The 24,990-nt window shown below is 57.3% G+C and carries 27 protein-coding genes; 12 read left to right on the top strand and 15 right to left on the bottom strand.

What is annotated here, in order from left to right; all coding sequences use genetic code 11:
- Positions 1-41 precede the first annotated feature (41 nt).
- From traC to traG, 3 genes are read left to right on the top strand one after another with little or no spacing between them, the layout of a single operon-like run.
- Positions 42-335: a conjugal transfer protein TraC gene (gene traC, locus AC6CHM_RS20360; RefSeq protein WP_498174441.1), complete on the top strand. Its 294-nt coding sequence runs from the start codon at positions 42-44 to the stop codon at positions 333-335.
- Between the two features lie 4 nt (positions 336-339).
- Positions 340-555, top strand: a complete 216-nt coding sequence (traD, locus tag AC6CHM_RS20355; RefSeq protein WP_498174439.1) for a type IV conjugative transfer system coupling protein TraD — start codon at positions 340-342, stop codon at positions 553-555.
- Positions 542-2,455, top strand: a complete 1,914-nt coding sequence (gene traG, locus AC6CHM_RS20350) for a Ti-type conjugative transfer system protein TraG (protein ID WP_498174437.1) — start codon at positions 542-544, stop codon at positions 2,453-2,455. The genes traD and traG overlap by 14 nt, the downstream gene beginning before the upstream one ends.
- A gap of 420 nt (positions 2,456-2,875) precedes the next feature.
- On the opposite strand, the gene AC6CHM_RS20345 is transcribed toward traG, so the two are convergent.
- A complete protein-coding gene (locus tag AC6CHM_RS20345; RefSeq protein ID WP_307277941.1) occupies positions 2,876-3,187 on the bottom strand; it encodes a DUF736 domain-containing protein in 312 nt (103 codons plus the stop codon).
- A gap of 700 nt (positions 3,188-3,887) precedes the next feature.
- Here AC6CHM_RS20345 and AC6CHM_RS20340 point away from each other — a divergent pair.
- Both AC6CHM_RS20340 and AC6CHM_RS20335 read left to right on the top strand, forming a co-directional pair.
- A complete protein-coding gene (locus AC6CHM_RS20340) occupies positions 3,888-4,139 on the top strand; it encodes an AbrB/MazE/SpoVT family DNA-binding domain-containing protein (protein ID WP_307277940.1) in 252 nt (83 codons plus the stop codon).
- Positions 4,136-4,534, top strand: coding sequence for a type II toxin-antitoxin system VapC family toxin (locus AC6CHM_RS20335; protein WP_336441217.1), 399 nt, complete (start codon positions 4,136-4,138; stop codon positions 4,532-4,534). The genes AC6CHM_RS20340 and AC6CHM_RS20335 overlap by 4 nt, the downstream gene beginning before the upstream one ends.
- A gap of 372 nt (positions 4,535-4,906) precedes the next feature.
- Here the strand turns inward: AC6CHM_RS20335 and trbI are convergent, their stop codons facing one another.
- The 12 genes from trbI to traI all read right to left on the bottom strand — a co-directional run bounded on the left by trbI (position 4,907) and on the right by traI (position 15,178).
- On the bottom strand, positions 4,907-6,220 hold the full coding sequence (gene trbI, locus AC6CHM_RS20330; protein WP_498174434.1) for an IncP-type conjugal transfer protein TrbI: 1,314 nt from the start codon (positions 6,218-6,220) through the stop codon (positions 4,907-4,909).
- Between the two features lie 12 nt (positions 6,221-6,232).
- Positions 6,233-6,688 carry a conjugal transfer protein TrbH gene (gene trbH / locus AC6CHM_RS20325; protein ID WP_498174432.1) on the bottom strand — a complete coding sequence of 152 codons (456 nt, stop codon included), beginning with the start codon at positions 6,686-6,688 and terminating at the stop codon, positions 6,233-6,235.
- Positions 6,688-7,467, bottom strand: a complete 780-nt coding sequence (gene trbG / locus AC6CHM_RS20320) for a P-type conjugative transfer protein TrbG (RefSeq protein WP_498174481.1) — start codon at positions 7,465-7,467, stop codon at positions 6,688-6,690. Before trbG ends, trbH begins: the two co-directional genes overlap by 1 nt.
- Positions 7,468-7,544: 77 nt before the next feature.
- Positions 7,545-8,207: a conjugal transfer protein TrbF gene (locus tag AC6CHM_RS20315; protein WP_498174479.1), complete on the bottom strand. Its 663-nt coding sequence runs from the start codon at positions 8,205-8,207 to the stop codon at positions 7,545-7,547.
- Between the two features lie 40 nt (positions 8,208-8,247).
- Positions 8,248-9,447, bottom strand: a complete 1,200-nt coding sequence (gene trbL, locus AC6CHM_RS20310) for a P-type conjugative transfer protein TrbL (RefSeq protein ID WP_498174430.1) — start codon at positions 9,445-9,447, stop codon at positions 8,248-8,250.
- The gene (trbK, locus tag AC6CHM_RS20305) at positions 9,441-9,641 is read right to left on the bottom strand and encodes an entry exclusion protein TrbK (protein ID WP_307277923.1); all 201 of its coding nucleotides are present in this window, start codon (positions 9,639-9,641) and stop codon (positions 9,441-9,443) included. Before trbK ends, trbL begins: the two co-directional genes overlap by 7 nt.
- A complete protein-coding gene (gene trbJ, locus AC6CHM_RS20300) occupies positions 9,638-10,477 on the bottom strand; it encodes a P-type conjugative transfer protein TrbJ (protein ID WP_498174477.1) in 840 nt (279 codons plus the stop codon). Before trbJ ends, trbK begins: the two co-directional genes overlap by 4 nt.
- Positions 10,449-12,902, bottom strand: a complete 2,454-nt coding sequence (locus AC6CHM_RS20295; RefSeq protein WP_498174475.1) for a conjugal transfer protein TrbE — start codon at positions 12,900-12,902, stop codon at positions 10,449-10,451. The genes trbJ and AC6CHM_RS20295 overlap by 29 nt, the downstream gene beginning before the upstream one ends.
- Before the next feature lie 9 nt (positions 12,903-12,911).
- Entirely contained in the window at positions 12,912-13,211 is a 300-nt protein-coding gene (locus AC6CHM_RS20290; protein WP_307277921.1) for a conjugal transfer protein TrbD, read from the bottom strand.
- Entirely contained in the window at positions 13,204-13,587 is a 384-nt protein-coding gene (locus AC6CHM_RS20285; RefSeq protein ID WP_498174427.1) for a TrbC/VirB2 family protein, read from the bottom strand. Before AC6CHM_RS20285 ends, AC6CHM_RS20290 begins: the two co-directional genes overlap by 8 nt.
- Complete coding sequence (trbB, locus tag AC6CHM_RS20280) at positions 13,577-14,545, bottom strand: P-type conjugative transfer ATPase TrbB (protein ID WP_498174425.1); 969 nt, start codon at positions 14,543-14,545, stop codon at positions 13,577-13,579. Before trbB ends, AC6CHM_RS20285 begins: the two co-directional genes overlap by 11 nt.
- 15 nt (positions 14,546-14,560) lie before the next feature.
- Positions 14,561-15,178, bottom strand: a complete 618-nt coding sequence (gene traI, locus AC6CHM_RS20275) for an acyl-homoserine-lactone synthase (RefSeq protein ID WP_354346041.1) — start codon at positions 15,176-15,178, stop codon at positions 14,561-14,563.
- Between the two features lie 279 nt (positions 15,179-15,457).
- Here traI and AC6CHM_RS20270 point away from each other — a divergent pair, with 279 nt between their 5' ends.
- Positions 15,458-16,381 carry an alpha/beta fold hydrolase gene (locus tag AC6CHM_RS20270; RefSeq protein WP_498174423.1) on the top strand — a complete coding sequence of 308 codons (924 nt, stop codon included), beginning with the start codon at positions 15,458-15,460 and terminating at the stop codon, positions 16,379-16,381.
- A 661-nt stretch (positions 16,382-17,042) separates the two neighbouring features.
- Here AC6CHM_RS20270 and AC6CHM_RS20265 read toward each other — a convergent pair.
- Positions 17,043-17,831, bottom strand: coding sequence for an SDR family NAD(P)-dependent oxidoreductase (locus tag AC6CHM_RS20265; RefSeq protein ID WP_498174473.1), 789 nt, complete (start codon positions 17,829-17,831; stop codon positions 17,043-17,045).
- Positions 17,832-17,939: 108 nt separating this feature from the next.
- Here AC6CHM_RS20265 and AC6CHM_RS20260 point away from each other — a divergent pair, with 108 nt between their 5' ends.
- From AC6CHM_RS20260 to AC6CHM_RS20250, 3 genes are all read left to right on the top strand, one after another.
- Positions 17,940-18,500: a TetR/AcrR family transcriptional regulator gene (locus AC6CHM_RS20260; protein ID WP_336441231.1), complete on the top strand. Its 561-nt coding sequence runs from the start codon at positions 17,940-17,942 to the stop codon at positions 18,498-18,500.
- 2,068 nt (positions 18,501-20,568) lie between these two features.
- Complete coding sequence (locus tag AC6CHM_RS20255) at positions 20,569-20,904, top strand: hypothetical protein (RefSeq protein ID WP_498174420.1); 336 nt, start codon at positions 20,569-20,571, stop codon at positions 20,902-20,904.
- Positions 20,905-21,118: 214 nt separating this feature from the next.
- The gene (locus tag AC6CHM_RS20250) at positions 21,119-21,298 is read left to right on the top strand and encodes a hypothetical protein (RefSeq protein ID WP_498174418.1); all 180 of its coding nucleotides are present in this window, start codon (positions 21,119-21,121) and stop codon (positions 21,296-21,298) included.
- Positions 21,299-23,019: 1,721 nt separating this feature from the next.
- Here the strand turns inward: AC6CHM_RS20250 and AC6CHM_RS20245 are convergent.
- Entirely contained in the window at positions 23,020-23,433 is a 414-nt protein-coding gene (locus AC6CHM_RS20245) for a DUF2147 domain-containing protein (protein WP_498174416.1), read from the bottom strand.
- Positions 23,434-23,641: 208 nt separating this feature from the next.
- On the opposite strand from AC6CHM_RS20245, the gene AC6CHM_RS20240 reads away from it, so the two are divergent.
- The 3 genes from AC6CHM_RS20240 to AC6CHM_RS20230 are packed head-to-tail and all read left to right on the top strand — an operon-like array spanning position 23,642 to position 24,960.
- Complete coding sequence (locus AC6CHM_RS20240) at positions 23,642-23,956, top strand: ArsR/SmtB family transcription factor (RefSeq protein WP_498174414.1); 315 nt, start codon at positions 23,642-23,644, stop codon at positions 23,954-23,956.
- A complete protein-coding gene (locus AC6CHM_RS20235) occupies positions 23,953-24,300 on the top strand; it encodes an SRPBCC family protein (RefSeq protein WP_498174412.1) in 348 nt (115 codons plus the stop codon). Before AC6CHM_RS20240 ends, AC6CHM_RS20235 begins: the two co-directional genes overlap by 4 nt.
- Before the next feature lie 39 nt (positions 24,301-24,339).
- A complete protein-coding gene (locus tag AC6CHM_RS20230; RefSeq protein WP_498174410.1) occupies positions 24,340-24,960 on the top strand; it encodes an ATP-dependent Clp protease proteolytic subunit in 621 nt (206 codons plus the stop codon).
- Positions 24,961-24,990: the final 30 nt, after the last annotated feature.

The following is a 24,990-nucleotide window of genomic DNA, read 5'->3' as shown; positions in this document are numbered from 1 at the left end:
CAAAAGGAATTTCCGCAGCAATCTTAAAAGGAAGACCCGCAATGAAGAAACCATCCGCGAAGATCAGGCAAGAAATCGCCCTCCTTCAGGACCAGTTGCGACAGGCCGAGACGCGTGAGGCAGAACGCATCGGCCGCCTCGCCCTCAAGGCAGGGATCGGTGATATTGCGATTGACGAAACGGAACTACGGAGAGCCTTCGAAGAGCTCGCCGCCCGGTTTCGCCCGGACCGGAACGGCTCGGCCGAAGGGAAAAAACCGGCGGGATCGAGCGCTGCGAGCAGTTCGTTGCCGCTCGCGTCTGACGCGATTAAAAACAGCGCTGGCGAGGCTTGAACGGATGAAACGGTTGACGACATCCGAGGCTCGCAGACAGGACACCCGTGAGAAAATCGAACTCGGCGGGCTGATCGTGAAGGCAGGATTGCGTTATGAGAAACGCGCACTCCTGCTTGGTCTTCTGATCGACGCTGGCATTCGTCTTGCTGACGATGAAAAAGAGCGCGACCGCCTGACAGCAATCGGCGCGCAGGCGTTCGGCCATGACGATGCGTAGGCTGCTGCTGACAGCAATGCCCGCATCCCTGATGATAGCGTCAATGTTCGCAATGGCGGGCATCGAACATTGGCTGGCCGCATTTGGAAAATCCGATCAGGCGCGCATGATACTCGGCCGTATTGGCCTTGCCATGCCTTACGTTACGGCTGGCGTCATCGGAAGCCTCACCTTGTTTGCCGCCAATGGCGCAGCGAACATCAAGGCTGCCGGATGGAGTGTTGCAAGCGCAAGTTTCTTGACGGTTGTCATTGCTGCGATCCGCGAAAGCGTCCGCCTGGTCGAACTGTCCGATAATGTGCCAAAGGGTCAATCGGTCTTCGTCTATGCGGATGCGGCGATCATGATCGGCGCATGCGTTACGCTGCTTGCGGGTATATTTGCCTTGCGAGTAGCGCTGATAGGCAATGCCGCTTTTGTCAGACCCGCGCCGCGCCGTATCGGGGGCAAGCGTGCCATCCATGGCGAGAGCCAATGGATGAGCATGAAACAGGCGGCAAAGCTGTTTCCACAAACGGGCGGCATTGTTGTCGGCGAGCGTTACCGCGTTGACCGCGACAGCGTCACAGATATTGCGTTCAGGGCCGACGCGCCGCAGACCTGGGGGACTGGTGGCAAGGCGCCGATGCTCTGTTTCGATGCCACATTCGGTTCAACGCATGGCGTGGTTTTTGCGGGATCGGGAGGGTTCAAGACGACATCCGTCACCGTTCCCACAGCACTTAAATGGGGAGGCGGTCTCGTTGTGCTCGATCCGTCAGGCGAGGTCGCGCCGATGGTGGTCGATCACCGGCGCAAGGCGGGCCGGAATGTCATCGTGCTTGACCCGGGAAATCCTGAAACAGGGTTCAACGCGCTCGATTGGATCGGCCGCTTTGGCAATTCGAAAGAAGAGGATATCGTTGCCGTCGCGACCTGGGTGATGACAGACAGTGCGCGGCAGGCATCCGCCCGTGATGATTTCTTTCGCGCATCCGCGATGCAACTCCTCATTGCCCTCATCGCCGACGTCTGCCTGTCCGGAAACCTGCATGTGATGGACCAGAGTCTGAGACAGGTCCGCGTCAACCTGTCCGAACCCGAACCGAAACTTCGGGAGCGGCTCGCGCGCATCCATGACCAGTCGGATTCGGATTTTGTGAAGGAAAATGTAGCTCCGTTCATCGCCATGACACCGGAAACATTCAGCGGCGTCTATGCCAATGCAGTCAAGGAGACGCACTGGCTCAGCTATCCGAACTATGCCGCCCTCGTATCTGGAAGTGCATTTTCGACCGATGACATTGCCGCAGGCGAGACAGACATCTTCATCACGCTGGATCTCAAGGTGCTCGAGGCGCATCCCGGGCTTGCCCGCGTGGTGATTGGCTCGTTTTTGAACGCGGTCTACAACCGCAAGGGCGAGTTGACCGGCCGAACACTCTTCCTGCTTGATGAAGCAGCCCGCCTCGGTTATCTGCGCATCCTTGAAACCGCGCGCGATGCCGGACGCAAATACGGCATCACCTTGATCTTGATCTTCCAGTCACTGGGACAGATGCGTGAGGCCTATGGCGGCCGCGACGCGACTTCGAAATGGTTCGAGTCCGCTTCCTGGATCTCGTTTGCGGCGATCAACGATCCGGAAACAGCAGAGTATCTTTCCAGGCGTTGCGGCGATACCACGGTCGAGGTTGACCAGACAAACCGTTCCTCCGGGATGCGGGGATCGTCACGCTCGCGATCCAAACAGCTTTCGGTCCGCCGCCTGATCCTGCCGCATGAAATCATGCAAATGCGGTCTGACGAGCAGATCGTGTTTACAGCGGGCAACCCACCGCTGCGATGCGGTCGCGCGATCTGGTTCCGGCGCAGTGATATGAAATCGGTCGTCGGCAAAAGCCGTTTTTACAGAACATAGTATCGATGCGACGAACCTATTGTGTTCGTTTCGGAACGGGATGATCGGCGCGAAAAGGCGTTGGATGATATCGACCCTGGAAAATCCGCAGATGGGTCGAGCAATCGCCCAGCTTAAACAAGGAAAGCAGCTATCGTGATCACCGTGACAAGTAACCGGGCGCGGCTTTGCCCTGCCATTCAACCGGTTGGGTTGCGCGAGCCATTTCCTCAAGCATTACCACCGTGTGGAAGTCGTGACTGAGGCGTGTGCGCAATTCCGGACGTTAGCAAAAACCGTCTTGTTTCCGTCCGGGCATTGATTGCGCTGCGACCGGATCGCTCACGTCCGGCACGAATGCCAGGCCCACATGCCCGTGTGCTTCCTGGCAACCCCGGGTGGAGCCCCGCCTTCGCTGGCGGAGCCCCTGGACCGATGGCTTCAATCCCGGTTTGGACGGGACCAGATGAGGTGCAGGGCTGCCTCACCGTCCACCTCAGTCAGAGTGGCGTAGATCGGAGCGGGAAAGCTCGGGTCGTCCAGTTTGACCGAGAGGTAGTCGCGCTCGCTCTCGTTGGAGCGCTTCTGCCATGCCGCACCGAGCTCAACATTGCCGGCATAGATGCGGTAGTGCGGGCCCTTGTCGGAGGGGTTGTCGATGCGGGCAATGCGGGCCCTGACGTTTAGTGCGAGGGTACGGACCGAGCCGGTAAAGCCGTTTTCGGTGGAGGTGAAGGTGCCGATGGTAGCCATTGTCTTGTTCCTTTCGCTTGTTTCGGGCCGCGCCCATCGCGGCCTCGATGGCTGTCGCAAAGATCGGCGACGATCGGACCGCACCCCGCAGGGGCCGAAACGCAGTGGAGGACGGCAGGAAGCAGCTTTGTTGTTTCGCGAGGAATGCGAACTCAGTTCGCAGGGGAAGAAAGCTGCGGATGGCCGTTGCGGATAACGGTCGAGGCGAAGCCGGTCTCCGATCAGACATGCCCCATCGAGCCCGCGAAGGACGTGGCCTGGACTGCAATGGAAGGAACCCTGGACGCATGTCCCTCGTCACCAGATTACGTCGAGCGAAATGGCATGGCGGTGACCCGCGCCAATGTCGCCGCCGCTTATCGGAAGCAGCCTGCCCCGGCCTGGCAATCAAAAAAGAGACGCAAGCGAACGAGGTCACATGGACTTCCAATGAGCACAGACGGGGGGAGACAGATATGGAGTCGGCATGGTCAGATCAAGACCTGGCATTCGAGCGTACATGATCAGATGGGCCTACCGTCAACCATTTGTCTTTGCCGCAGCAATCATTCGTCCCTGTGGGAAATTTCCTGATGGCGTAAAGACCGCTAGGCCTTCTTGAGCCCTCGCGATTGCTTTGCACCCATCTAAACAATCCCACTTGCAAGTAATGAGAATTTGCATTACTGTACATGACCTACTGAGCAAAAAGGAGAGAGTCGTGACTTCACTAGGGGTTACAATGAAAGGACAGGTCACGCTAAAGCGGGATTTACTGCAACATCTCGGCATTAGGCCCGGCGAACGGATAGAATTGGACAAACTGCCGGGCGGTGAGCTTCGGGTGAAAGCGGCGCGGCCGAAAGGCACAATTGATAGTTTCATCAGTCGGCATGCGGGCAAGGTCAGAAAGCCGATGACGATTGACGAAATGAACGAGATTGCCGCCTCTGGTTGGGCGGGTGAAGAATGAAAATCTCAGTTGATACAAATATACTCGCGCGCGCTGTTTTACAGGACGACGCAAAGCAAGGCCGTGCCGCGAGCAATCTTCTCAAAGAGGCTTCCCTTATCGCGGTAGCCTTGCCGTGCCTGTGTGAGCTGGTTTGGATACTACGGCGCGGAGCGAAGCTCCCGAAGGAAGATGTAGCCCTGACGATCCGTGATTTGCTGGATGCTGGAAATGTTGTGATGAATCGTCCTGCTGTTGAGGCCGGACTCGCCATTCTCGAAGCTGGTGGTGATTTCGCGGATGGTATCATGGCATATGAGGGCAATTGGTTGGGCGGCGAAACCTTTATGTCGTTCGATAAACAGGCAGTTGAACTGCTGACAGATCAAGGACAGGTGGCGCAGCTCCTGTCCTGACAGCGCCTCGCATTATTAGCACGACGGTCGCAGAACTGGGCACCCGGCTGTCTGGGTTTGTAAGATAGTCACCTTTCGTCTGCCGGAGATTGTCGAGAGCCTCTTACCGGCGTCTTTCCAAACGCAAGTTTCTGCCAATAGCCCGCAGGTGGCCCTGATATGTAGCAATAATCGCATGTTTTGGCCAGCAACGTGGCTGAAACCTGGAATTATCGGGCTAACTCCATTGATCGAATATGCACGTTGTTCCCCTCTCCTCATCATTGTAGCCGACAGTCATTGACATCGCTAAGCCGAGCGCTACCTCATCGCCAACCAACCTAAGTGATCGTGCGCGTCGACTAGTTTTCCGCTTCGTAAATATCAGACACGCTATTTTCCATATGCCGCCGGGAAAACCATGTCCTGATCGACAACGACGTTGAACTGATAGCCCGGGCGAATTTCCAACGTCGGCTGGACGTCGAGATTTCGGTTGATCGTGCGCTCGGCGACACGTCCGAAGGATTCTGCAAAGTTTCGCCTGGCTGCGTCGGATGCGGTATCCTGAGTCGCACGCGTAGAGCTTTCAGGCAGGGCCATGTCGATTCCCGTTCCGATCATCGCGATGAGGGCGGCCGAACCAAACGTCCTCAAATAGCGGTTGTTCACCTTGTCCTTGAAGCCGCCATTCCCTTGCACATCGGCAGCGGCCATTGCGCCTATCTGAAGCGTCGAGCCGTTCGGGAAAATGATATCCGTCCAGATAGCAAGAACCCGCCTTTGCCCGAATGCGATCTTGCTGTCATACCGGCCAAACAGTTTGGCTCCTTGCGGGATCAGGAGGCGGTGGCCGGTTGCACTGTCATAGATGTTCTGGCTGACCTGTGCGGTGATCCGGCCGGGCAGATCGCTGTTAATGCCGCTGATCAGCGTTGCAGGAAAGACCGACCCGCGCTTCAGCTCATGGGGCGATTGCTGCGGGACGAGCCGGTTCGGCAAATATCCGAGTTCCCTGATGTCCGAATTGAAGAAGTCTTGCTTGGATGCCTGGCCGTTCGGATCAAAATTTTGACCGGCAAGACCATTTCTCAGCGCTGCGGCATAAAGGTCCGAGCCGGAAGCTTGAGATGCGGAGTATGAAGATTTGAGTGTGTTGGGCGTATCCGTCGCATCGCCCGGCCTGCTTGCAAACTTGCCAGGGTCAAGGGCAAGAGGGGCATCATGGGCTGCTGCATTCGCTTGCAGACGCGCCATGCGTTGGCGTTGCCGTTCGCGCAGATATTGTTCGTCCTGCTCGCGTTGAAGACGTGCCCGCCACACCCCGTCCTCTTCCAGGCCGCTATCGCGCTTTTGGTATTCGCCCGTATGGTTTGTCTGCATCCCGAAAGGGTTGGCGGATGTGTCCGGCTTCGTTTCCACGGGAGAGGGCTGGAAGCTTGGGGACGGCTGAGGCTCGCCAATGATGCCGTCGGCCACACCCTGTTTCAACTGATCGGCATAGCTAGAGGCCGGGTATCCCGCAGACTGGTCAATGCCTGGTTCGTCACCAGGATAAAGCCCACGTCCCGTAAGACCAAAGAATATGATGACGAGAAAAGCGACAGCCAGACAAATCAGGACGAATACAGGCAGGCGATTGACGCGCCGCATGCTGGTGGCCTGGTTGCTGTTTTGCGTTCCGCCAAGCTGCAGCGATTGCACCATGACCGCTCCTTTCTAGCTGCTCTGCATAACCGAAAGCGGGCTTGTCGGCGTCGCGCCTACGTTTGTTATGCTGTAAACGCGGCCGATCTTCAGGCTCGCCGTCGACAGCCGTGCAAGCATCTGTCCCTCGAACGGCTCCACCGCATAGACAAGCGAGATGAGTTTTGTTCTATCCTCGGCCTTCTGGTCGGCGACAACCGCATAGCCCCAGCCCTTGAGCGCTGCCTCAAGCGCCCGTCCGAACGGCGTATCATCCTGATTCAAGGCAACGGCAGCGGTCCGGGGCCCCACCTGTTCGGCAAGACGACTGACCATGTCGCCGGCGATCGCGCCTGCGGCAGTATCGGAGATTTCAGGCAGCGCGGTGCCGGCGATCAATCCCGTTGGTGCAACCGATGCACACCCTGAAAGAACAAAGGCGAGAAACCCGGCAACCATCATGGCGCGAACAGGTGAATGCAATCGCATCACCGCCCTCCCCGCTTGATGGTGATCTTTTCCTGCTTCCAGCCGACGCCGGAGACAAGTACGGCACGGTCAATATTGTAGTCGACCATCATTATATCGCCTTTCATGCGGTAGTTGACAATGCGGTTCTGGCCCCCCGACACGACGAACAGAACCGGTGCATCCTTGGCTGATACGGATTTTGGGAACTGGATATAGGTTTTCGATCCGTCACCGTAGACGCGCACCGGGCGCCAGCTTGCTGTTCCGGAAAGCGAATAGCCGAAATTCAATTGTTCTGGGGGCAAACCGGCCCCGGAAATCGTGCCGGTTTCCAGCCGTGCATTGATGTCAGAGACTTTCGCCGAAACGTCTTCGGGATATTCGAAACCCACACGTGCCATATACTGCCTTGCATGCGATTTGAGCTGAATGTGATAGGTTCGCCGCGATGTTGTCACCACCATGGACGTGACCAGGCCAGGCTCGGAGGGTTTAACGATCAGATGAATCGCCTGTCCACCGGCTGCACCGGAGGTGGCGGGTTCAACCTTCCAGCGCACCGTGTCGCCGACAAGGACGTCACGGACCACCTCGCCGGCCTGAAGTTCGATGTCGCACACCTGCAATGGTGAACAGACGACGGATGGTTGCACTTCCCCGAAAAGAAAGATGACCTTGCCATCCGCCCCTTTCGTGACGAGTCCGCGGCTTCCCCGCCATTGGCCGGATATGTTTGTACCTTTCGCTTCATTAGCGCTCATGCTCTGAGCCAGAGCGAACGGAAGGAATGTGGTCATGACGAGGAGGGTGATGGATGCAATCAGGACGGCCCTGGCGGAGATTGCGCTGACGTTCATGTCTGGTTTCATACCTTTTAAAGCTGCGCCGTCCAGTCGAAGTCACGCAGGTAAAGACCTAGCGGATTGAGCCGGATGATGCTTTCATCTTGTGGTGGATTGAGGGTGACTGTGGCAATGCCTCGAAACCGCCGAACCGCGGTTTCCTTGCCCTTCCGGTCGCGTTCATATTCAGTCCAGTCGACCTGGTAGGACTGGTTTGACAGCGCAACGATGTTGTTGACTTCAACCGCTACGGTGGCGTTCCTGGCCTTTTCAAAGGGAGAATTGCCGCGAAACCAGCTGTTCACCTTCTCGGTCGCGGGGTCCGAAGTTCTGAGCAGCGCATAGGTGCGGTCGATATAGTGCTTTTGTACAATCGCATCGGGAGTCACCGAGCGAAAATTTGAAACGAAACCGCCAAGCGTGGCCCGCACCACACGCGGGTCGGCATATTCGATCTGCTGCGGGACGCCGGCACTTGCGGCGGTTCCGAGCTTGTCGACCTCGACGATGTAGGGGACGAGCTTCACCTGGGTGCTTTGGAAAAGCCCATAGCTGAAGCCGATTACCGCCATCAGCATGCCGGCAATGCCGACGATCCGCCATGTCCTTGCCGCGTGGATATAGGAGCCGTAGCGCTCATTCCATTCCAGCCGTGCGGCCATATAGGGGTTTTCTGCTGTCTCACCCGGTGCCATCACCCCCCACGCCTTGTTTCGGGCAGTCGATCGTCTCATATCAGCGTCCCTTATTTCCGGATGAGTCTTTGGGCGCCAGGGATGACTTTCTGGCTTCCTCGAGCTTGGCGTTGGCGAGCCCGAGCGTTGAGGTGCCATAGGTGCCGCGTCCGCCCATCGCCTGATCGCGGGCTGCCGAGGCGAGTGCGCCTCCAGTTGCCCCGAACCCGCTTGCCATTCCTTTCAGCGCCGCTCCTGCCACTGACGAGCCCGTCGACCGGGCATCGGCGTACGCCGCTGCACCGATTCTCGCTCCTCCCATGGCAAGGGAAGTCGCGCCCACCGTCGCACCGACGGCAAAACCCGACGCCTGCGAGCCGTGCCGGATCGTCTCCATGCCGCCCGTCACGGACACACCCTGCACCACGCCCTGCATGATAGGAGGGACATACATCGCAATTACGAACACGACGACCGATATGCCGGCGATGGCGAGCGTGGTAATAAATTGGTCGGTGGTTGCGGTTGGCGCCTCAGCCAGTCCGAGCAGGGTCTCGGAGCCGATCTTGGCGATCATCACCAACGCCATCAGTTTCATGCCGACCGAGAAGGCATAAACCAGATATCGGATGGCGAAATCCTTGGTGTAGGAGGAGCCGCCAAGCCCGAGCATGATCATTCCTGCCAGGAGCCCGACATACATCTCTACCATGACGGCAATGAAGATGGCTGCGATCAGGGAAAATGAAACGACAACCACAACCATCGCGAAAACCGCAGCGATGGCCAGCGCATTGTCCTCGAACAGACCGAACTTGGCCTGCTCGGACATCTTCGACGCAACGCGGATTCCGGCGTCGAAAATATTGGCGGGCGACGGAGAGCCACCACCGGCGCCGATCTGGTACAGGCTGTCGACTACGGCCTTGGCGAATGCCGGGCCACCGTCGAGGATAAAGGCGAAGAGGCCAATGAACATGATCCGGCGCACCAGTTCGGCAAACCATGAATCGAGCGCGGCGGCACTGACCGCCAGCCAGATAGCGGCAATGCCGATTTCGATACCGGCGAGAATCCAGAACAGGGAGCGCGCTGCATTCATGATCGTTGTCTCCCATCCCTTTGCGGCACTCACGACCTGGTTCTCCAGCGTGGTCAGCACCGCACCCTGTTGTGCAAGCGCTTGCGCGCTCGCAAGCAGCAAAATCGCGACGACGAAGAACGCTGTCTCCTGAGCGCGGGAAGCGCGTAAAACTACCATCCTGACTTCATCTCCTGGCCGCCGCGGACATCACGGTCCGGACCGCCACCGAAAAAACGCTCGCGGTATTCGCGCTGTGCAGCACCCGGTTCCGAAATCATCGCCAGTGGCTCAGTCATCGCGTCGGGTTGAATCACCATTCCGAAAACGATGGCACACGCCAGCACGAGGATAACGAGGATGCGCGGGCTCACCAGCGCGGCTCCATTGTCTGGCCGCCGCGGATGTCATTGATCGGTGCGTTGAAGAATTTTTCCCGTCGGGCCTGGGCAAGATCCTTTTGTGCCTGTTCGGATCGAAACCACGTGCCCATCATGGTCATCTGCTGTGAAACCAGCCCGCGCAGCTTTTGCATTTGCGCGACCTGCTGGGCGGCGATCTGATGGCCGACCTGCTGGGCGGCGATCTGATGGCCGACCTGCAGTGCTTTCATCTGCCCATCAGCGCTTTGGGACATTGAGCGCAATGATGACATTGTGCTCTCCTCGCTGGTAAACTGCTCAGCGGTGAGATTTGCAGCCTTCAGTGTGCCGAGGATCGTGTCACGATTGGCGTTTGACCAGTCCTGATAGGTCGACGAAAAGCTCGCGCTGTCCGGCAGGTTACTTTTCATGTCGGCGAAGCTCGCGAAGCGCTGCTTCAGGACATCGTCGACATTGCCCATGGAAAAGGCGATGCCCTGCCCCTGTTCGACAACGCTCTGAAGCTTGCCCAGATCATTTTCAACCTGGCCCCATATATGATCCGGCAGCTGGGCGGTGTTTTGCAAAAGATTCCTGTAGATGTTGAGCTGGTTCTGGATTTGCTCTGCCAGCTGATTGATCTGGGTAATCTGATTGTTCACCTGCTCGGCCGACTTGCCGACGAGGCTGATCAGCTCAGCGTTGTTGGCCAGCTGGGTCCATTCTGTAGCCTGTGCGGTGACACCGCCAGCGCGCGCGGAACCTGAGGTGACCGGCGCAAGCACTGCCACGGCCATGGCGGTCGCGAAAAGGTTTCTCCTAAGCTTTCGGTAACAGCAATGCCGCATCGGCAATCCCCCTCTGCTTGATCCAATGGAGCGGCCAGTCGGCCGCATGTTCGGCATAAAGGGCACGGATATGCTTGATATCTTCCTTGCCGGATGCGCCCACAAATGAAAGCGCCAGAGGTCCAAGAGCCATGTCAAATAACCGGCGCCCTTCGGGACTAATTACATAATATTCCCGCTTCGGCACGGCGGAGGCGACAATGGCGATCTGGCGATCATTAAAGCCAATCCTTTCGTAGAACTCGCGTGTTCCGGGCTCTCTCGCCGCACCGTTTGGAAGACAAATCTTGGTCGGGCAGCTTTCTTTCAGCACATCGATGATGCCGGAACGATCGGCGTCCGAGATCGACTGGGTTGCGAGGATCACCGCGCAATTGGCCTTGCGCAGGACTTTCAGCCACTCCCTGATCTTGTCCCGGAAGACCGGATGGCCAAGCATCAGCCAAGCCTCATCAAGAACAATGAGGCTTGGCTCGCCCGTCAGCCGTTTTTCAATGCGGCGAAACAGGTAGGTCAGGACCGGCACAAGATTGCGCTCGCCCATATTCATCAATTCCTCAACCTCAAAACACTGAAAAGCACCCAGTGACAATCCGTCCGCTTCCGCGTCAAGAAGTTGCCCCATCGGACCGTCGACCGTGTAGTGGTGCAATGCGTCCTTGATCTCGCGCATCTGCACACCGGAGACGAAGTCGGAAAGCGACCGGCCACGCGATTGCGCCATCAGTTGGATCTGCCGGGAGATGGCGTTGCGATAGTCGGGAGTGATGGGGACATCCTGCAGTGTCACCAGCATCTCGATCCACTCGCTCGCCCATGCACGATCCGTGTCCGTCGAGAGCTCGGACAACGGACAGAAAGCAAGCTCGCTTCTTGCCGCTTGCGGCTCTGCGCCAATCTCGTAGTGGTCACCACCGACTCCAAGCGTCAATGGCAACATGGAACGCCCCTTGTCGAATGCAAAGAGCTGGGCGTCCTTGTAGCGGCGAAACTGCGAGGCAATCAGAGCCAACAGCGTGGACTTGCCCGATCCGGTCGGCCCGAAAACGAGCGTATGGCCGACGTCATCGACGTGAAGATTAAACCGGAACGGCGTCGAGCCGCTTGCCACCTGCATCAAGGGCGGGGATCCGGCCGGATAAAATGGGCATGGAGCAACGGGCCTGCCGGACCAAACCTGATTGAGCGGGATGAGATCTGCGAGATTGCGCGTGTTGATCAGCGGTTCGCGGATATTGGCATACCAGTTGCCGGGCAGACTGCCGAGGAAGGCATCGGTCGCATTGAGGGTTTCGATGCGCGCCCCGAACCCTTCTCCCTGAATCAACCGGCGGACCGCTTCGCATTTGTCTTTGAGCTGGACACTGTCCTTATCAAACAGAATGATCACCGGCGTATAATAGCCATAGGTTACAAGCTGGGATGAGGCTTGTGCAATTGCGTCCTCGGCCTCGGCCACCATGAGCATCGCATCCCGGTCGACGGCTCTGCTTTGTGTCTGGAAAAGCTGATCAAGGAATGGGCGAACCTTCTGCTGCCATTTTTTACGCGTGCGCTCAAGCTTTGCCTTGGCCTCTTCGGCATCGAGAAAAATGAATCGGGAAGACCAGCGATAGGTCAGCGGCATGAGGTCGAGCGCGTTCAGGATGCCTGGCCAGCTCTCTGCTGGCAGACCATCGATCGCAACGACGCCCGCAAACCGGTTGTCCACCATGGGTGTCATGCCGTGTTGCAGCTCGGCTGTCACCAGCCAGTCGAGATACATAGGGACAGCAGGCAACCGCACAGGATGGTTCTCCCCTGTAATACAAAAGCGGATGAACTGGAAAAGCTCATCATATTTCACCACACTCCCTCGTGGCCCTCCGACTTCCTGCGTCACCATCCGCCTGATCGACATCGTGATGGAGAGGTATTGTTCTATTTCGCGGATCGAGGTCTGGAATGCCTCCAACGCCTGATCGGCGTAGGAGGCAGACCGGGTGTCGCGATCGGCATAGAGATAGCGTGTCAGACCGGAACTTCGGGGCTCGGGCGGGCGCCATGTCAGGATCAGCGCGTGCTGGCTTTCGAAGTGACCGCTTTCCCGTTCAAAATGCGCACGACGCTCGGCGTCAATCGCGCGGGTCACCGCATCGGGGAAGAAACAGTCCCGGTCTCCTGGATAATCGGTTGCCGGAACCCGGACGGCCTCGACCTGGATCATCCAGCCCGAACCCAGGCGTGAAAGGATGACATTGATCTGGCGCGATATGTCATTGCGCTCGACGTCCGTAGAGCTTTCGCTATCGGGTCCGGCGAAATACCAGCCGGCCATCAGCGAGCCATCCTTGAGAAGAATAACGCCGTTGGCGACGAGCCCGGCATAAGGAACAAGGTCCGCAAAGGAAGGGCCGGCGTGGCGGAAGCGAGAAAGAGCGACCATCATTGCTCCTCAATATCGGCGCCAGGGCGTCGACGTCGGCCGGTAATGGACAGTGTATCTGATGTGGCGGAGATAGACCTTGCGCATTAAGGGATCGGCTTTTGCCATCATCCGCAGTGCGCCGACGGCGATCAGCCAGAACGCGACGCCGAACAGGGCCGCATACCACGTCAGAACAACGAAAATCAGGATCACCGTCGCAAGCGCCGTGAGGAGAACGAGCTCGCGGTCGGCTCCCATCAAAAGGTTCGGACGAGAGAGCGCCCGTTGGATCGGCGTCCTTTCAAGCCCGGAGCCGACTTCAGCCATGGGACTTCTCCCCTTGCGGAAGGGCTTTCCGATCGGGCGCCTCCATCGGACCGATCGATGCGCCTGTCGAACCGAACAGGGCGACAATCTGTGTCGCGCCGAGAAGGACACCTCCGACAAGGGCGATATAGCAAAGCCTGCGTGCGAAGTCGTTGAGTTCACCGCCAAAGATCAGCATTCCACCTGCAATGGCGACCGCAGCCAGCGCGATGAATCCGGCGACGGGTCCGGTGATGGATTGCTGGATCTGCTGGAGCGGGGATTCCCATGGCAACCCGCCTCCCCCGGAAGAGGCAAATACAGGTCCTATAACAAAAATGCTCATTGCAGCCGCGAAAGTTCCGGCGAATAGAAACACACGATAATCACGCGACATAACGTTCCTCCTGGATCTGGGGATTTTGGGTTTCATATTGAGTGCCGGTAAAGCCTTCGACGCGGACCATGTCGCGAATGCGCCGCCCTTGCGGCGTACGTTCGATTGAGATCACCAGATCGACGGCTTCACCGATCACTTCGCGCATGGGTTGCGGGCTGATTTCGGCGGTCAATTGTTCAAGACGACGCAAAGCCGACAGGGCCGTATTGGAGTGGATTGTGGTAACGCCTCCCGGGTGCCCCGTATTCCAGGCTTTGAGCAGAGTGAGGGCTGCACCGTCACGGACCTCGCCGACAACGATGCGGTCCGGGCGCAGGCGCATAGTGCTCTTGAGAAGTCGCGCCATATCGATCCTGTCACTTGTGTGCAGTGCAACGGCGTTTTCGGCAGCACACTGGATCTCCGCCGTGTCTTCAAGAATGACAATCCTGTCATCCGGAGCGATTTCGACGATCTCGGCAAGAACAGCATTGGCAAGAGTTGTCTTTCCCGACCCGGTGCCTCCCGAAATCACGATGTTGAGGCGAGAGGAAATAGCATGGCGGATGGCGGAAGCATGGCGCTCCGTCATCACCATCGATCTGACATAGTCCTCGAGCCTGATGAGGTGCGACGTCCGGCGCCGGATCGTGAAGGAGGGGCGGGCAACGACCGGAGGCAGCAATCCTTCAAACCTGTGCCCGCCAATCGGCAGTTCGCCGGAAATGATCGGACGGTCCTGGTCAACTTCTGATTGCAGCGCATGTGCGATGCTTCCAATGATGATCTCGGCTGTGGAAGGTGGCATTTCGCCAGCCGGCGTCATGCCGTTCCCCAATCGTTCGATAAAGAGCTTTCCATCGGGGTTGAGCATTATCTCAACGACGTTAGCATCGCCAAGTGCGGCACACAGATGGTCGCCAAGGGCTTCCTCAAGCTTGCGGATAAGGCGCGGATGGGAGCGCAACCGGTTCATGACAGCCCCCATATTCTACTCGCGATTGGGCACAATTGCCGAGCGATATGCCGCCGGGCGGATCCGGTCAAAGCTTGCAGCGTCGGCGGCAAGAGAACCTGCGACCGCGATCGTATCTCCGATCCTGCACGGCTCACCGAGGCGACGCATCGGCCAGCCCGCCCGCTTCAGGATTCTTTCAAATCTGACGTCGGTTGCAGTGACGACCTCTTTAAATCCATTTGCCATCGACCATTCGATAATGCCTGCAAACAGGGTAAGGGTTGCCTCGTGCAACGTGCCCGCTGTCCTGCTTCGCACAAGGGAGGTATCAACACAGAACCGCGAGCTCTCCACCATCGCCGGATGAGCCGCCAGTCGCCCGGCCGCAAGGAGCTTTTTAAAAATATCCGCCAACATTGTTGGCCCGGTTGCGGGAAGCAATCTGGCGCAGCCAGCCAGGATTCCGTCTTCTGCAATGGCGAGGATATATGTAGGGTCAAGCAGATCATAGGCGTCGGTCTCGCGCCGATCGCGAACGTTGACATTCCAAGCGAGCCGGCCCGAAAAAACACGTGCTCTCAGCTTGAAGAGTTCGTTGACGAGTCGCCGTGAATTCAGGTCCCGGGCGTCCTGTATTGCAAGCGCTAACATCCTTTACGACCTCCTTTGTTTGGCAACGGAGGCAAGCGACCATGAATTTCAGATCTGTTCGAGTGTAGAATTCTACAGTCCTGCCGGCCATCAGTTCGAAGGGATTGCGGCATTGGTTGAGCCAGCAGCACCGGCGACAATGCGCATTTCGGCCAAAGCCACAGGCAGGCACGTGCTTGCCGATTTCACTTTTTTTCGATCATTGCCGAAAGGTATGTAGGATTTCAGGGTCGTGGTTCGTCTTCACGACATCAACTGAAACAATCCGAGGAGACGAACATGAAAATCCTGTCGAGCCTGTTTGCAGTGGCAGCACTGGCACTGGGCGTCACATCTGCAGTCCATGCAGCGACGGCTGTGTCCGCAAAAAGCGGGCATATCCAAGCGGACGGTATCAACTATTACTATGAAGTTCACGGTGAGGGCGCAGGCAAGCCACTGCTTCTCCTTCATGGCGGACTTGGCTCGATCGACATGTTCAAACCGATCATGGAGCGGCTCACCAGAGGCCGGCAGGTCATTGGTGTCGATCTTCAGGGACATGGCCGCACCGGGCTTGGAGCCCGCCCGATCAGCCTTGAGGCGATGGGCGATGTTATGGCAACTATCCTTAAATCACTCGGACACGACCAGGCAGACGTCCTTGGCTATTCGTTCGGGGGCGGCGTGGCGTTCCGGCTTGCCGTACAGCATCCCGAAGTCGTCAGCCGCCTTGCCCTGGTCTCGGCGGGCTATGCGCAGGACGGGTTCTATCCTGAGATGATCAAGATGCAGGCGACGATGAATGCGGACATGGCCGACATGATGAAGGATACACCCATGTACAAAAGCTACGCGGCGGTGGCCCCGAAGCCGGCGGACTTTCCGCGCCTCATCGGCGCGATGGGCGATTTCATGCGCAAACCGTATGATTATTCCAAGGACGTTGCCAAATTGAAAATGCCGGTAATGCTGGTGTTTGCCGACAGTGACATGTACAGGCCCGAACATGAAATCAAGTTTTACCAATTGCTTGGCGGCGGGCTCAGGGATGCTGGCTGGATGCGTGAAACCATGTCACAAAACCGGCTCGCTATCATTCCCAACCGCACCCATTACGATATCTTCTTTGCGCCCGAGTTGCCGGAGGCAGTCATGCCATTCCTGGATGGGCAGGAGAAGGTCAAAACCTGGGACGAGATAGTCAACGAGGCGAACAGATAGGGTGGAGCGCGTCGCCGGAAAATAGCAGCGGCCTGTCCGTTAATCCGGCGACCTCTTCCGCGATCTCCTTAGAGCAGACGTCTTTGATCTGCGGTCTTCGACCAATGGATTTCAGATTTTGCCGGATAGATGCAAATTCTGCGTTGCATGGCCAATGGCAGTTACGGGCCGGCTGCAAATGGGATATGTCAACTGAACGCACGTTGGCGGACATAGGGCAAAATCAATGCCTGATACGCTGAAACACTGCCTTCCCCGCCACTGATCAAAATCCGGTTGGTGTCGGGCTTTTGGCCCTCGTGAACAAACTCATTATTTCTCCTAATCGCATATCACCCCTCGGGCTTAAGCAATACATTGCCGGCCGAACATTAATGAGCGGCGACAGTCCCGCCATGTTCGTTCAGTCTATTGGCGTCTGGGCAAGCAGGACCCTTTCCTGCTCCGGCTGTTACCGAACCGATATAAAATGACGCGTTCCGCCTTCGGCGCCCGGGACGAAGCCCGGCCAACCCGGTTGCGGGTCAAGGGCGAAGTGACTATTGGGTTGGTAAGGATTTGATGGGCAACACTATAAAGCTCAGACAGTTCCTTGTTTGCCATGAGTTAGAATTGTTTGCCCACCGCAGCGATCGTTGGACCGAAATCTTCAGGTGAGTTTCTAGGCCGGCGCGCGGTAGCGCTCGGCCGGATGCTGATTTCCGTAATTTGGAAGCATGGCTTGGCGCGCTGCCTCAAGCGCGTCCCACTGACCGGCGTCGGGAAGCGGTGGGATGGTTACCGGCTCGCGGCGGTCGAATCCGACCAGTGCCGCATCAACCAGATCGTTCACCTCCATCACGTTGGAGAGCGTGTTGACGTCAGCGCCGACATGCTCCCATATCTCAGTTCGCGTCGTGGCGGGAAGCACCGCCTGGACATAAACCCCCTTGGGCGCAAGCTCCAGGCTGAGCCCCTGCGATAGAAACAGAACGAAAGCCTTGGTTGCGCCATAGACCGTCATACCGAATTCCGGCGCCAGTCCGACCACGGAGCCGATATTGACAATTGCTCCTTCGCCAGCCTTCGCAAGACGTGGAGCGATGGCACTGGCGAGCCGCACAAGCGCAGTCGTGTTGAGCGCCACCAGCCGTGCAACGGAGTCGGTACTCTGCTCGATGAACGTACCACCAATGGCGGTTCCTGCATTGTTGACAAGGATTCCGATACGGGCGTCATCGCGCAGCCTCGTTTCTACCGTTGCAAGCTCGCCAGGCTGCGTAAGATCAGCACGGATGATGTCGATCGCCACGCCATATTCCTGGCGCAGGCGGAACGCCAGGGTCTCCAGTCGCGCCATATCACGGGCAACCAGCACAAGATCGTGCCCGCGGCCGGCAAAACGCTCGGCATAGGCGGCACCGATGCCGGTAGAGGCGCCGGTGATGAGGACTGACGGAATAATGGTCATGGCATTGCCCTTTTCTCTGATCGAACCTATAATCATGACGGACATCATGATTAGCTAAATATGATCGTCATCATGTAAAAGTCAATGGACCAGACGGAGAATTTCAAAATGAAGGTTAGCCGCGAGCAGATGGCAGATAACCGCCGCCGGATTTTGGATGCTGCCAGCCGGCTGTTTCGCGACAAAGGGTTCGATGCGGTCAGCGTGGCGGAAGTGATGGAAGCGGCCGGGTTCACCCATGGCGGCTTCTATGGCCACTTCAGTTCGAAAGACGATTTGATCGCACATACCCTTGCCCATGTCCTTGCCGCGGACGAAGGCGGCGGGCGGGATTTTCGCGCTTATTTGAATGCCTATCTTTCACCCCGGCATCGGGATAATGCCGGCAGTGGTTGCCCGACTGCGGGCCTTGTTGCAGATATCCGCTATCAGAACCCGGCGGCCCGCTCGGCCATGACCGAAGGCCTTCGCTCGCAGATCGATCGCCTCGGTGAGGCGCTTGCGCAGTTGAGCGAGGTCGACAGGCGTCGTGCGGCAGTCGGAAGCTGGGCGGCGATGGTGGGGGCGGTGATCATCGCCCGCGCGATCGACGATCCCGTTCTGTCGGACGAAATTTTGGAACAGACACGTGCTTGGATTGATAACGCAGTCAACCAGACCGTGACATGATTTTCATGCTTGCCAAATACCGCAACTGAACCCCGGCTGGGCCGCCAGAGAGTGCGGCGGCAGCTTTCTCCTGCGAACCTGATCCGTTGACAGCAGGCGCCGTATGCGCCCTGTCTGGCACCAGCGCCGGACTTGACCAACGGCGCTGTTCGAAGTGTCCAGACCTTCTGGCATTGCTAAAGCACTGGAAGTAAACCAGCACTGGAAGTAAACCAGCACGGGCTGCAAAATAACTGAAGTCCGGTTCCGTTTGACGCTGATGAAAGCAAATCAGAACTGCAGACAGTCACTGGGCTGCTTTGACACAACCGCTCGCCAGTAAAATTCGGATTCGGTTTTGCCGGCGCTTGGCTGTGCCTAGTACCCGTTTTAAATGAGCATTTTCGCTCATCCCGCAGCTAAAGACCATTTCACTTCCTCTCGCGGGGCGCGTGGTTTTAGGCCACATCCCTTTATACATGAGTACCTTCCTGCTCTTTCGAAAGGCTTGCTGGGCTTCAAGCACGAGCCCAGGGGATTAATACCGGTCGCCGGAACCAAGGACGACACGTAAGGCCCTTCTTGCAGCGGGGACGGTAAGCGCAACTGCGCCGCACGATACTTCCCGGACGCAAAAAACTCGTATGCTCAACGCCCCCTGATCGGCGCGCGTTGAGACCAGAGAACTGGCGCCTGTTAATTGCCACCGTTCAACCGGATCTGCCCGTTGCACGATGACGCAAACCAGTTCTCCTGCCATGATGTCTTCGGCTACAGGCTCGTTGTGATGCCCCGGGCATTCGCTTAAACCGGGCAAGTGAAGAAGGCATTTCGCGCCCGGTTACAGCAGGCGCCATGCCAAACTTTTTGCCAGTCGGAAGTGTTGCTGCAACGATCCTGTCAACGCACAGTGACAACAATTTGCCCAGCAGCGATCATGGAACCGGCCGTGACCCGAGATATGGGCCGGTGGAGGACCGCCGCGCCTGCCTTACCCTCGTGATGATCCCGCGCCGGGACTGGCGCTGTATCACAAAATCGCAAGCTACAGCATTTTGCGTGCGCCTTTCCCAGCATCTGTTACCTTGCTCTGGGGATATGGCGCTGACGGCTGGTCGGTCTACGGTGGGGCTGAGCATGAACGATGGCCTTATCACAATGTGGGGCGTGATTGGGCGCTTGCACCCCTCCTGCCGGCGCCGGTGTGAATGGGGTTGTGCCATGGAAAATCGCTGGCATTTCGGCAGGGGCATCTGCGACACGAACTCACAGGTTCGCCCTCCCCTGCGGCAAGCCAGCTTTGCACCTGATTGACGGGCGCATCGCAGGAAAAGGCGTCGCGACCAATAAGCCAGGCGAAGATCGGGATGGCGCTGTGTGCTGAATCGAATATCGATCCAGAAGATCCTTGACGCCTGTCCATCCCCTAGCCGGCCTTTGCATGAACCCTTGCTGGAAGTTCCTGGTATGCATCGACACCCGACGGGTTGCGTCCACACCCCGGGGACTGATCAAATGATGCCGTGGTCGCCGGCTTTGACCTGCCGCACCATGCGCCCACAAGGGTCTTGCATTCGCCATTTTACCGGCTTGACGGACCGATGCGGGATTTCTGTCGAGCTGAATTCTTTGCAACAAGGGACGGGAGGCTTGCCTTCCCAGCTTTGTTTTGCCCCGGGTCCTGCGGTATCTCCGGTGCGCGGAATTTAGGCTTATTTCCGGGCTGCTAATATGATGGCGGGCGGGCAACGCCTGGAACCTGCCCCTGCAAATGGGACACTTGTCCCGCGCTGGTGCCGGATCAATCGGGACTTGAACAACGAACGGGCGCATTGCCGTGCCGGCCGACCAACCCGCCGCTCTTCGAAGTAAGGCAACATCGGGAACGACCAACTTGGGCATCGGGCCCGTCATGGCAATAACCGGAACCTGCGTGACCGCTGCCGGGGTTTGCTATGCGCACATTTTTCAATTCTGTCCATCTGCAGCAAGATTGCCACGCCTCAAATGATATCGGGCATGATGTGCCGAACATCGTTAGGCAGCATGATCCGGGGTTGCGGTCAGCACGGAAAACCCGATTGTTCGAGTGCATCGGTCACTCGGTGCCCCGGGAGAAGCCATCGATGAGGACAATATCGTGGGGATTGAGCGGCTCATTCATCTCGTGCCAGCGCCTCTTCATCGTCAAATGTCCGGCGTGATCAAACATCCGGGCAAACTGCCCGGCTGCCTCGGTAAACACACGGTTCTTTTCCGTCTGCGCCGGATCGGCGAACTTTGTCTCAATACCTCGGATGTAAACGATATCACCATGATTGATCAGTTGGTCAACTGGCCGTGGCGCCGGATCGCCCTGCGCGCCCCATGCAGCCCGGCAATGTTTCAGGTGATCGAAGCCAGCAATTCCTCCTGCAGCGATTGAAGCCTCTGCTGCCCGAGGGAATTCAGAAGTTCAGTCAGGTCCGGTCCGGCCAACGGCGCCTGCCTTTCTCCAGATGAGCGATCTACTCATGCTCCGCAGACAGGACCATGAGTCAGAGTTGCAGGATCAGGCTGGTCCGAGCTTACTACTGGGGGCGCTGGTGCTTCGGAAACCGGGACATTGTCCCTGCGCTGGAGACCAGACGGGTGGACAAATGACCAAGCCGACCCACTTGATGGATGCAGGCCCCATGCGGCTCAACTTACCTAAGGCGCCCCGTCCAAGGCAAGGCGGACATATAGAGCTGGATGCTGCCGTCCGTCATCCTCTTGCCATTGGCAATGACGGACGCGCCGCGCTGGTCTATCCCGCGGGAACCAGTTGCTCGAACTGACCTATGGCAAGCGGGAAGGGCGGGTCAAGAGCCTCACGGCCCGTGTTGCACAATGGCTGATCGGAAACAGGCCGATATGGGCCAGCTCATTGCCAGACCGGGCGCGCCAGGCAAGTCACCACTGGGTAACTACTCGCCATCAGTGAATATATGTTCCGGCTGGCGCCCGCAAATCAGGCTGGCGCCACTAAGGGACTAGGTGGGCCTTTGCCTTAACCATCGGGAAAGTGTGACTCTGTTGGATTGCAAAGACCAATCAATCGCGAGATCGGCGATGTACGTGGCGGAGCCCCCGGAACCGTCAACAAACAAGTGGGGCAAGCATACATTAGGAAGACGTTGCAAACCGCGCCTCGGCCGCCTTCAAAACCCACGATATCGCATTCCCTGGAAGTTCTCAGCTGAGAACTCTTGCAAATGGCGGCCACCAAAAGTTGTGCAAAAGTTCTCAGCTGAGAACTTTTTGAAATAAGCCTCCAACCCCTCTGCCGCATGCCGCTGGCCGGATGACTATAATGACGGGGATTGCACTCCCGGTGGTATTTTGCCCGTCGGGAAATCCATCCCCTCTGAGGAAGAGCAACTAACGGCGATTTAACTGCCGTTACGACTAATTTTGTAATGATAATCAAGGCGTTGACTAACTGCTTATCAAAGCTTGGAGCGGAGGGTTTCTGGCCAAAAGGGCACAGCCGCCGATGGATAGCGCCTGTCAATATCTTGCACGATCGCCCGACCTTTATCAAGTGCATAAGCCTTGCCTACCTGAAATTTAGCCGATCGTGTGGCAAGCAACGACGACAGATGCAAAGCGAAAATCAAAATCCGGACTCGCGATCCGGCCATTGGCCCGCTGCAACGAACAGGCGATCTGATAATGGACGGGCCGGCCTTGAATCCGAAAACATCCTATACGGGGCTGAAAAGGTGGCCAAGCAGTGAAGGCTCTTGGTCTGGGATAGTAAATGAGACAGGCCACCTTGTCCGGAATCTCCCAATTGTCGCTACGTTGCTGCTGGCTTCGCTTGCCGCCACGTCGTCGACAAGCGGTATGGACAGGTCACCAATTCCCACGCTGACCGCAACTACAAGGGCGACAGCGGTGGAAGATCATCCGGATCCAGACGATGATCCGGAATTATTGTTTGAGGCGGGCATTGATGGCGGATTTTCCGCGGTGCAGGAATTTTCCTTCCCGGCGCGATCATGCAGTCACTGTTGTGCAATCCGCCTGCAAGGCAACATGCGACGATCAATGCCAAGCTCGCAGCCCTTGCTGTCGTCGAACTCGGACGTTTTCCGCACCGCTCGATGGATGGTCCCGTACCCACAATGCGGCGGCAGCGGACGCCTTTTATCGTGCCAGGTTGGCCGAAAAGCGCAATGATCGCTGACAAAGCCTTTCGGACGCCGAGGAGCAGCTTACTCATAACGCGCGCGTACCGGCACAATCACCAAAGCCACGAGCCGCAGGATGCTGGGCGTCAAGATGATTGGTCCGGCTCGTCAAGGAGCATGCAGCGAAGCAGGATCGTTGCTTCCGGCGCACCGGAGCATCAACATAGGAACTGTTACGTGACGCCTTCTGCGTCGAGGCACCTGTGGGAATGTCCAGACACCATCTGCGCCGGGATATCCACTACCTGCCGTAACGGCACGCCTACCTATCCGTGCTGCGAGACCACAGCCGCAGTGCTGCAACCACTTGCGGACAAAGCCGGTTATTCTGCGCGTCGCCAGACGGACGATTTGCATATCAATCCGCCCAGGACACATCCAGATAGTGTGACCTCATTGTCAGAGAATTGCGCCTTGCCTGAATAGGTCTTGCCGCTTTCTGTATCGTAAAGAGAGCCGGCATATGTGGCAGGCCCTGTTGATTTCAGGCTCACCGCCTGAATGCCGACCACGGACCGGTTCCGTTTGGAAACATCCGGATTGTTGACATCATTGACCGGGTTTTTCATCCATATGACCGTACCGCACAGACCGGTGCCGCAGTCGCTTAGCCGGACCTTGGTGCCCCCGGACTGATTGACATAAGTGCCGGTTACCGGCTGCGTATCGGCGGCAGCACCGGTTACAAGTGCCGAGGACAGGACAAGGGCAAGGCCAAATTTTTGATATGTGAACAAGGCATGATCTCCAAAGGACAGTCGAGCCCGGCTATAAGCGGGCTAATGATTTGCTGATTAACCATATAGACCGTAAATCTGACGAGATTAGGGGTAAAAAAGAGCAAATTTCGATGGTGGTGATCGGCTTGCCCTGGCCGGCTCGGTCACCAGCCCCTGCCCGAACACAGGCCTTGCGAATCACATAAGTCTATGCTTATGTATTCTCATGAATGAGACAGAGTTTTTCAAGGCACTGGCCGATCCAACGCGACGCGCAGTTTTTGAACGTCTGGCCGACGGTGAAATGAACGCCACGCAGTTGCGGCACGGGTTTGCAATGTCGCAGCCGGCCATCTCGCAACATCTTGCTGTCTTGCGTAGCGCCGGTTTGATTGCCGAACAAAAGCTCGGTCGCAACGTGATGTATCGAATAAACCCGGATGGGATCGCGCGGATGCACCAATGGCTAAGCCGATATCACGCATTCTGGCCGAAGCGGGTGGACGAGCTGAAACGGCTTCTCAAGGAGATGGATCAATGACACCGAAAAGCGAAGCGCGGATCAGGCTCACTTACGAACTGGATGCTGAACCAACGAAGGTGTGGCGCGCATTAACCATCCCCGAATATGTCTCGCGGTGGCTCGGCAGTCTCCCGTGCTCTGATATGGACGATGAAGCAGCACAGGACCGTATCGAGCTACGCCTCATCTCTGCGGAACCGGGCACACATGTGCGCTATAGCATCAAAGATAATGAAGCGGTCAGTACCGTGACGTTCCAGATCAACGCGAATGACAAAGGTGGAACCACTTTTCATATCGTGCATGAGCAATCCATGATTGCTGCCAACTGCAATTTTCCAAGGCAACGCTTGGCCGCCTGACCACAACAAACTTTCAATCTGACAGAGAGGAGTTCGCCTATGCGCGACATGATGCAACTTGTCCCTATGGTCGTGGAACAGTCCAGCCGAGGGGAACGGTCTTTTGATATATATTCACGACTGCTGCGCGAACGTATCGTTTTTCTCAACGGTCAGGTGGAGGACGGAATGGCTGCGTTGATTTGCGCACAACTGCTGTTTCTTGAATCTGAAAGCCCCACCAAGCCTGTCTCCATGTACATCAATTCGCCTGGCGGCGTGATAACCAGTGGACTTGCGATATATGACACAATGCAATTCATCACCTGCCCTGTTGCAACATTGTGCATGGGTACCGCTCGATCAATGGGTTCATTTCTTTTGATGGCTGGCGAACCCGGTCATCGAACTGCCTTGGTCAATTCCAGCATCCATGTGCATCAACCACTTGGTGGATTCCAGGGTCAGGCCTCGGATATTTTTATCCAGGCTGAAGAGATGCGGCAAACGAAGCAGCGTGTGACGAGACTTTATGCAGAACACTGCGGACGCTCTTTTGAAGAGGTGGAGCGGACATTGGATCGCGATCATTTCATGACCGCCGACGAGGCAAAAGAGTGGGGATTGATTGATACGGTTCTGTCAAAGAGAGAAGGGCCGCAGCAATTGCTGCCTGCGTGAGTTTGGCACCTGCAAACCCGCTGACTTCAT

The organism is Phyllobacterium sp. GQ127 (genome assembly GCF_059758635.1).
Note: the sequence above shows the minus strand (reverse complement) of the source record. Positions and strands in the feature narration are given on the sequence as shown.

Coding starts and splice junctions, on each gene's coding strand:
- AC6CHM_RS20235 (WP_498174412.1), top strand. CDS start 23,953: ATGACACCGAAAAGCGAAGCGCGGATCAGGCTCACTTACGAACTGGAT.
- trbB (WP_498174425.1), bottom strand. CDS start 14,545: ATGAACCGGTTGCGCTCCCATCCGCGCCTTATCCGCAAGCTTGAGGAA.
- traI (WP_354346041.1), bottom strand. CDS start 15,178: ATGTTAGCGCTTGCAATACAGGACGCCCGGGACCTGAATTCACGGCGA.
- AC6CHM_RS20335 (WP_336441217.1), top strand. CDS start 4,136: ATGAAAATCTCAGTTGATACAAATATACTCGCGCGCGCTGTTTTACAG.
- AC6CHM_RS20285 (WP_498174427.1), bottom strand. CDS start 13,587: ATGTCGCGTGATTATCGTGTGTTTCTATTCGCCGGAACTTTCGCGGCT.
- AC6CHM_RS20270 (WP_498174423.1), top strand. CDS start 15,458: ATGAAAATCCTGTCGAGCCTGTTTGCAGTGGCAGCACTGGCACTGGGC.
- AC6CHM_RS20345 (WP_307277941.1), bottom strand. CDS start 3,187: ATGGCTACCATCGGCACCTTCACCTCCACCGAAAACGGCTTTACCGGC.
- AC6CHM_RS20315 (WP_498174479.1), bottom strand. CDS start 8,207: ATGGCACCGGGTGAGACAGCAGAAAACCCCTATATGGCCGCACGGCTG.
- AC6CHM_RS20295 (WP_498174475.1), bottom strand. CDS start 12,902: ATGGTCGCTCTTTCTCGCTTCCGCCACGCCGGCCCTTCCTTTGCGGAC.
- traD (WP_498174439.1), top strand. CDS start 340: ATGAAACGGTTGACGACATCCGAGGCTCGCAGACAGGACACCCGTGAG.
- traG (WP_498174437.1), top strand. CDS start 542: ATGACGATGCGTAGGCTGCTGCTGACAGCAATGCCCGCATCCCTGATG.
- trbH (WP_498174432.1), bottom strand. CDS start 6,688: ATGCGATTGCATTCACCTGTTCGCGCCATGATGGTTGCCGGGTTTCTC.
- trbJ (WP_498174477.1), bottom strand. CDS start 10,477: ATGCGGCATTGCTGTTACCGAAAGCTTAGGAGAAACCTTTTCGCGACC.
- AC6CHM_RS20290 (WP_307277921.1), bottom strand. CDS start 13,211: ATGGCTGAAGTCGGCTCCGGGCTTGAAAGGACGCCGATCCAACGGGCG.
- traC (WP_498174441.1), top strand. CDS start 42: ATGAAGAAACCATCCGCGAAGATCAGGCAAGAAATCGCCCTCCTTCAG.
- AC6CHM_RS20240 (WP_498174414.1), top strand. CDS start 23,642: ATGAATGAGACAGAGTTTTTCAAGGCACTGGCCGATCCAACGCGACGC.
- trbL (WP_498174430.1), bottom strand. CDS start 9,447: ATGGTAGTTTTACGCGCTTCCCGCGCTCAGGAGACAGCGTTCTTCGTC.
- AC6CHM_RS20265 (WP_498174473.1), bottom strand. CDS start 17,831: ATGACCATTATTCCGTCAGTCCTCATCACCGGCGCCTCTACCGGCATC.
- trbG (WP_498174481.1), bottom strand. CDS start 7,467: ATGACCACATTCCTTCCGTTCGCTCTGGCTCAGAGCATGAGCGCTAAT.
- AC6CHM_RS20250 (WP_498174418.1), top strand. CDS start 21,119: ATGACCAAGCCGACCCACTTGATGGATGCAGGCCCCATGCGGCTCAAC.
- AC6CHM_RS20230 (WP_498174410.1), top strand. CDS start 24,340: ATGCGCGACATGATGCAACTTGTCCCTATGGTCGTGGAACAGTCCAGC.
- trbI (WP_498174434.1), bottom strand. CDS start 6,220: ATGGTGCAATCGCTGCAGCTTGGCGGAACGCAAAACAGCAACCAGGCC.
- AC6CHM_RS20260 (WP_336441231.1), top strand. CDS start 17,940: ATGAAGGTTAGCCGCGAGCAGATGGCAGATAACCGCCGCCGGATTTTG.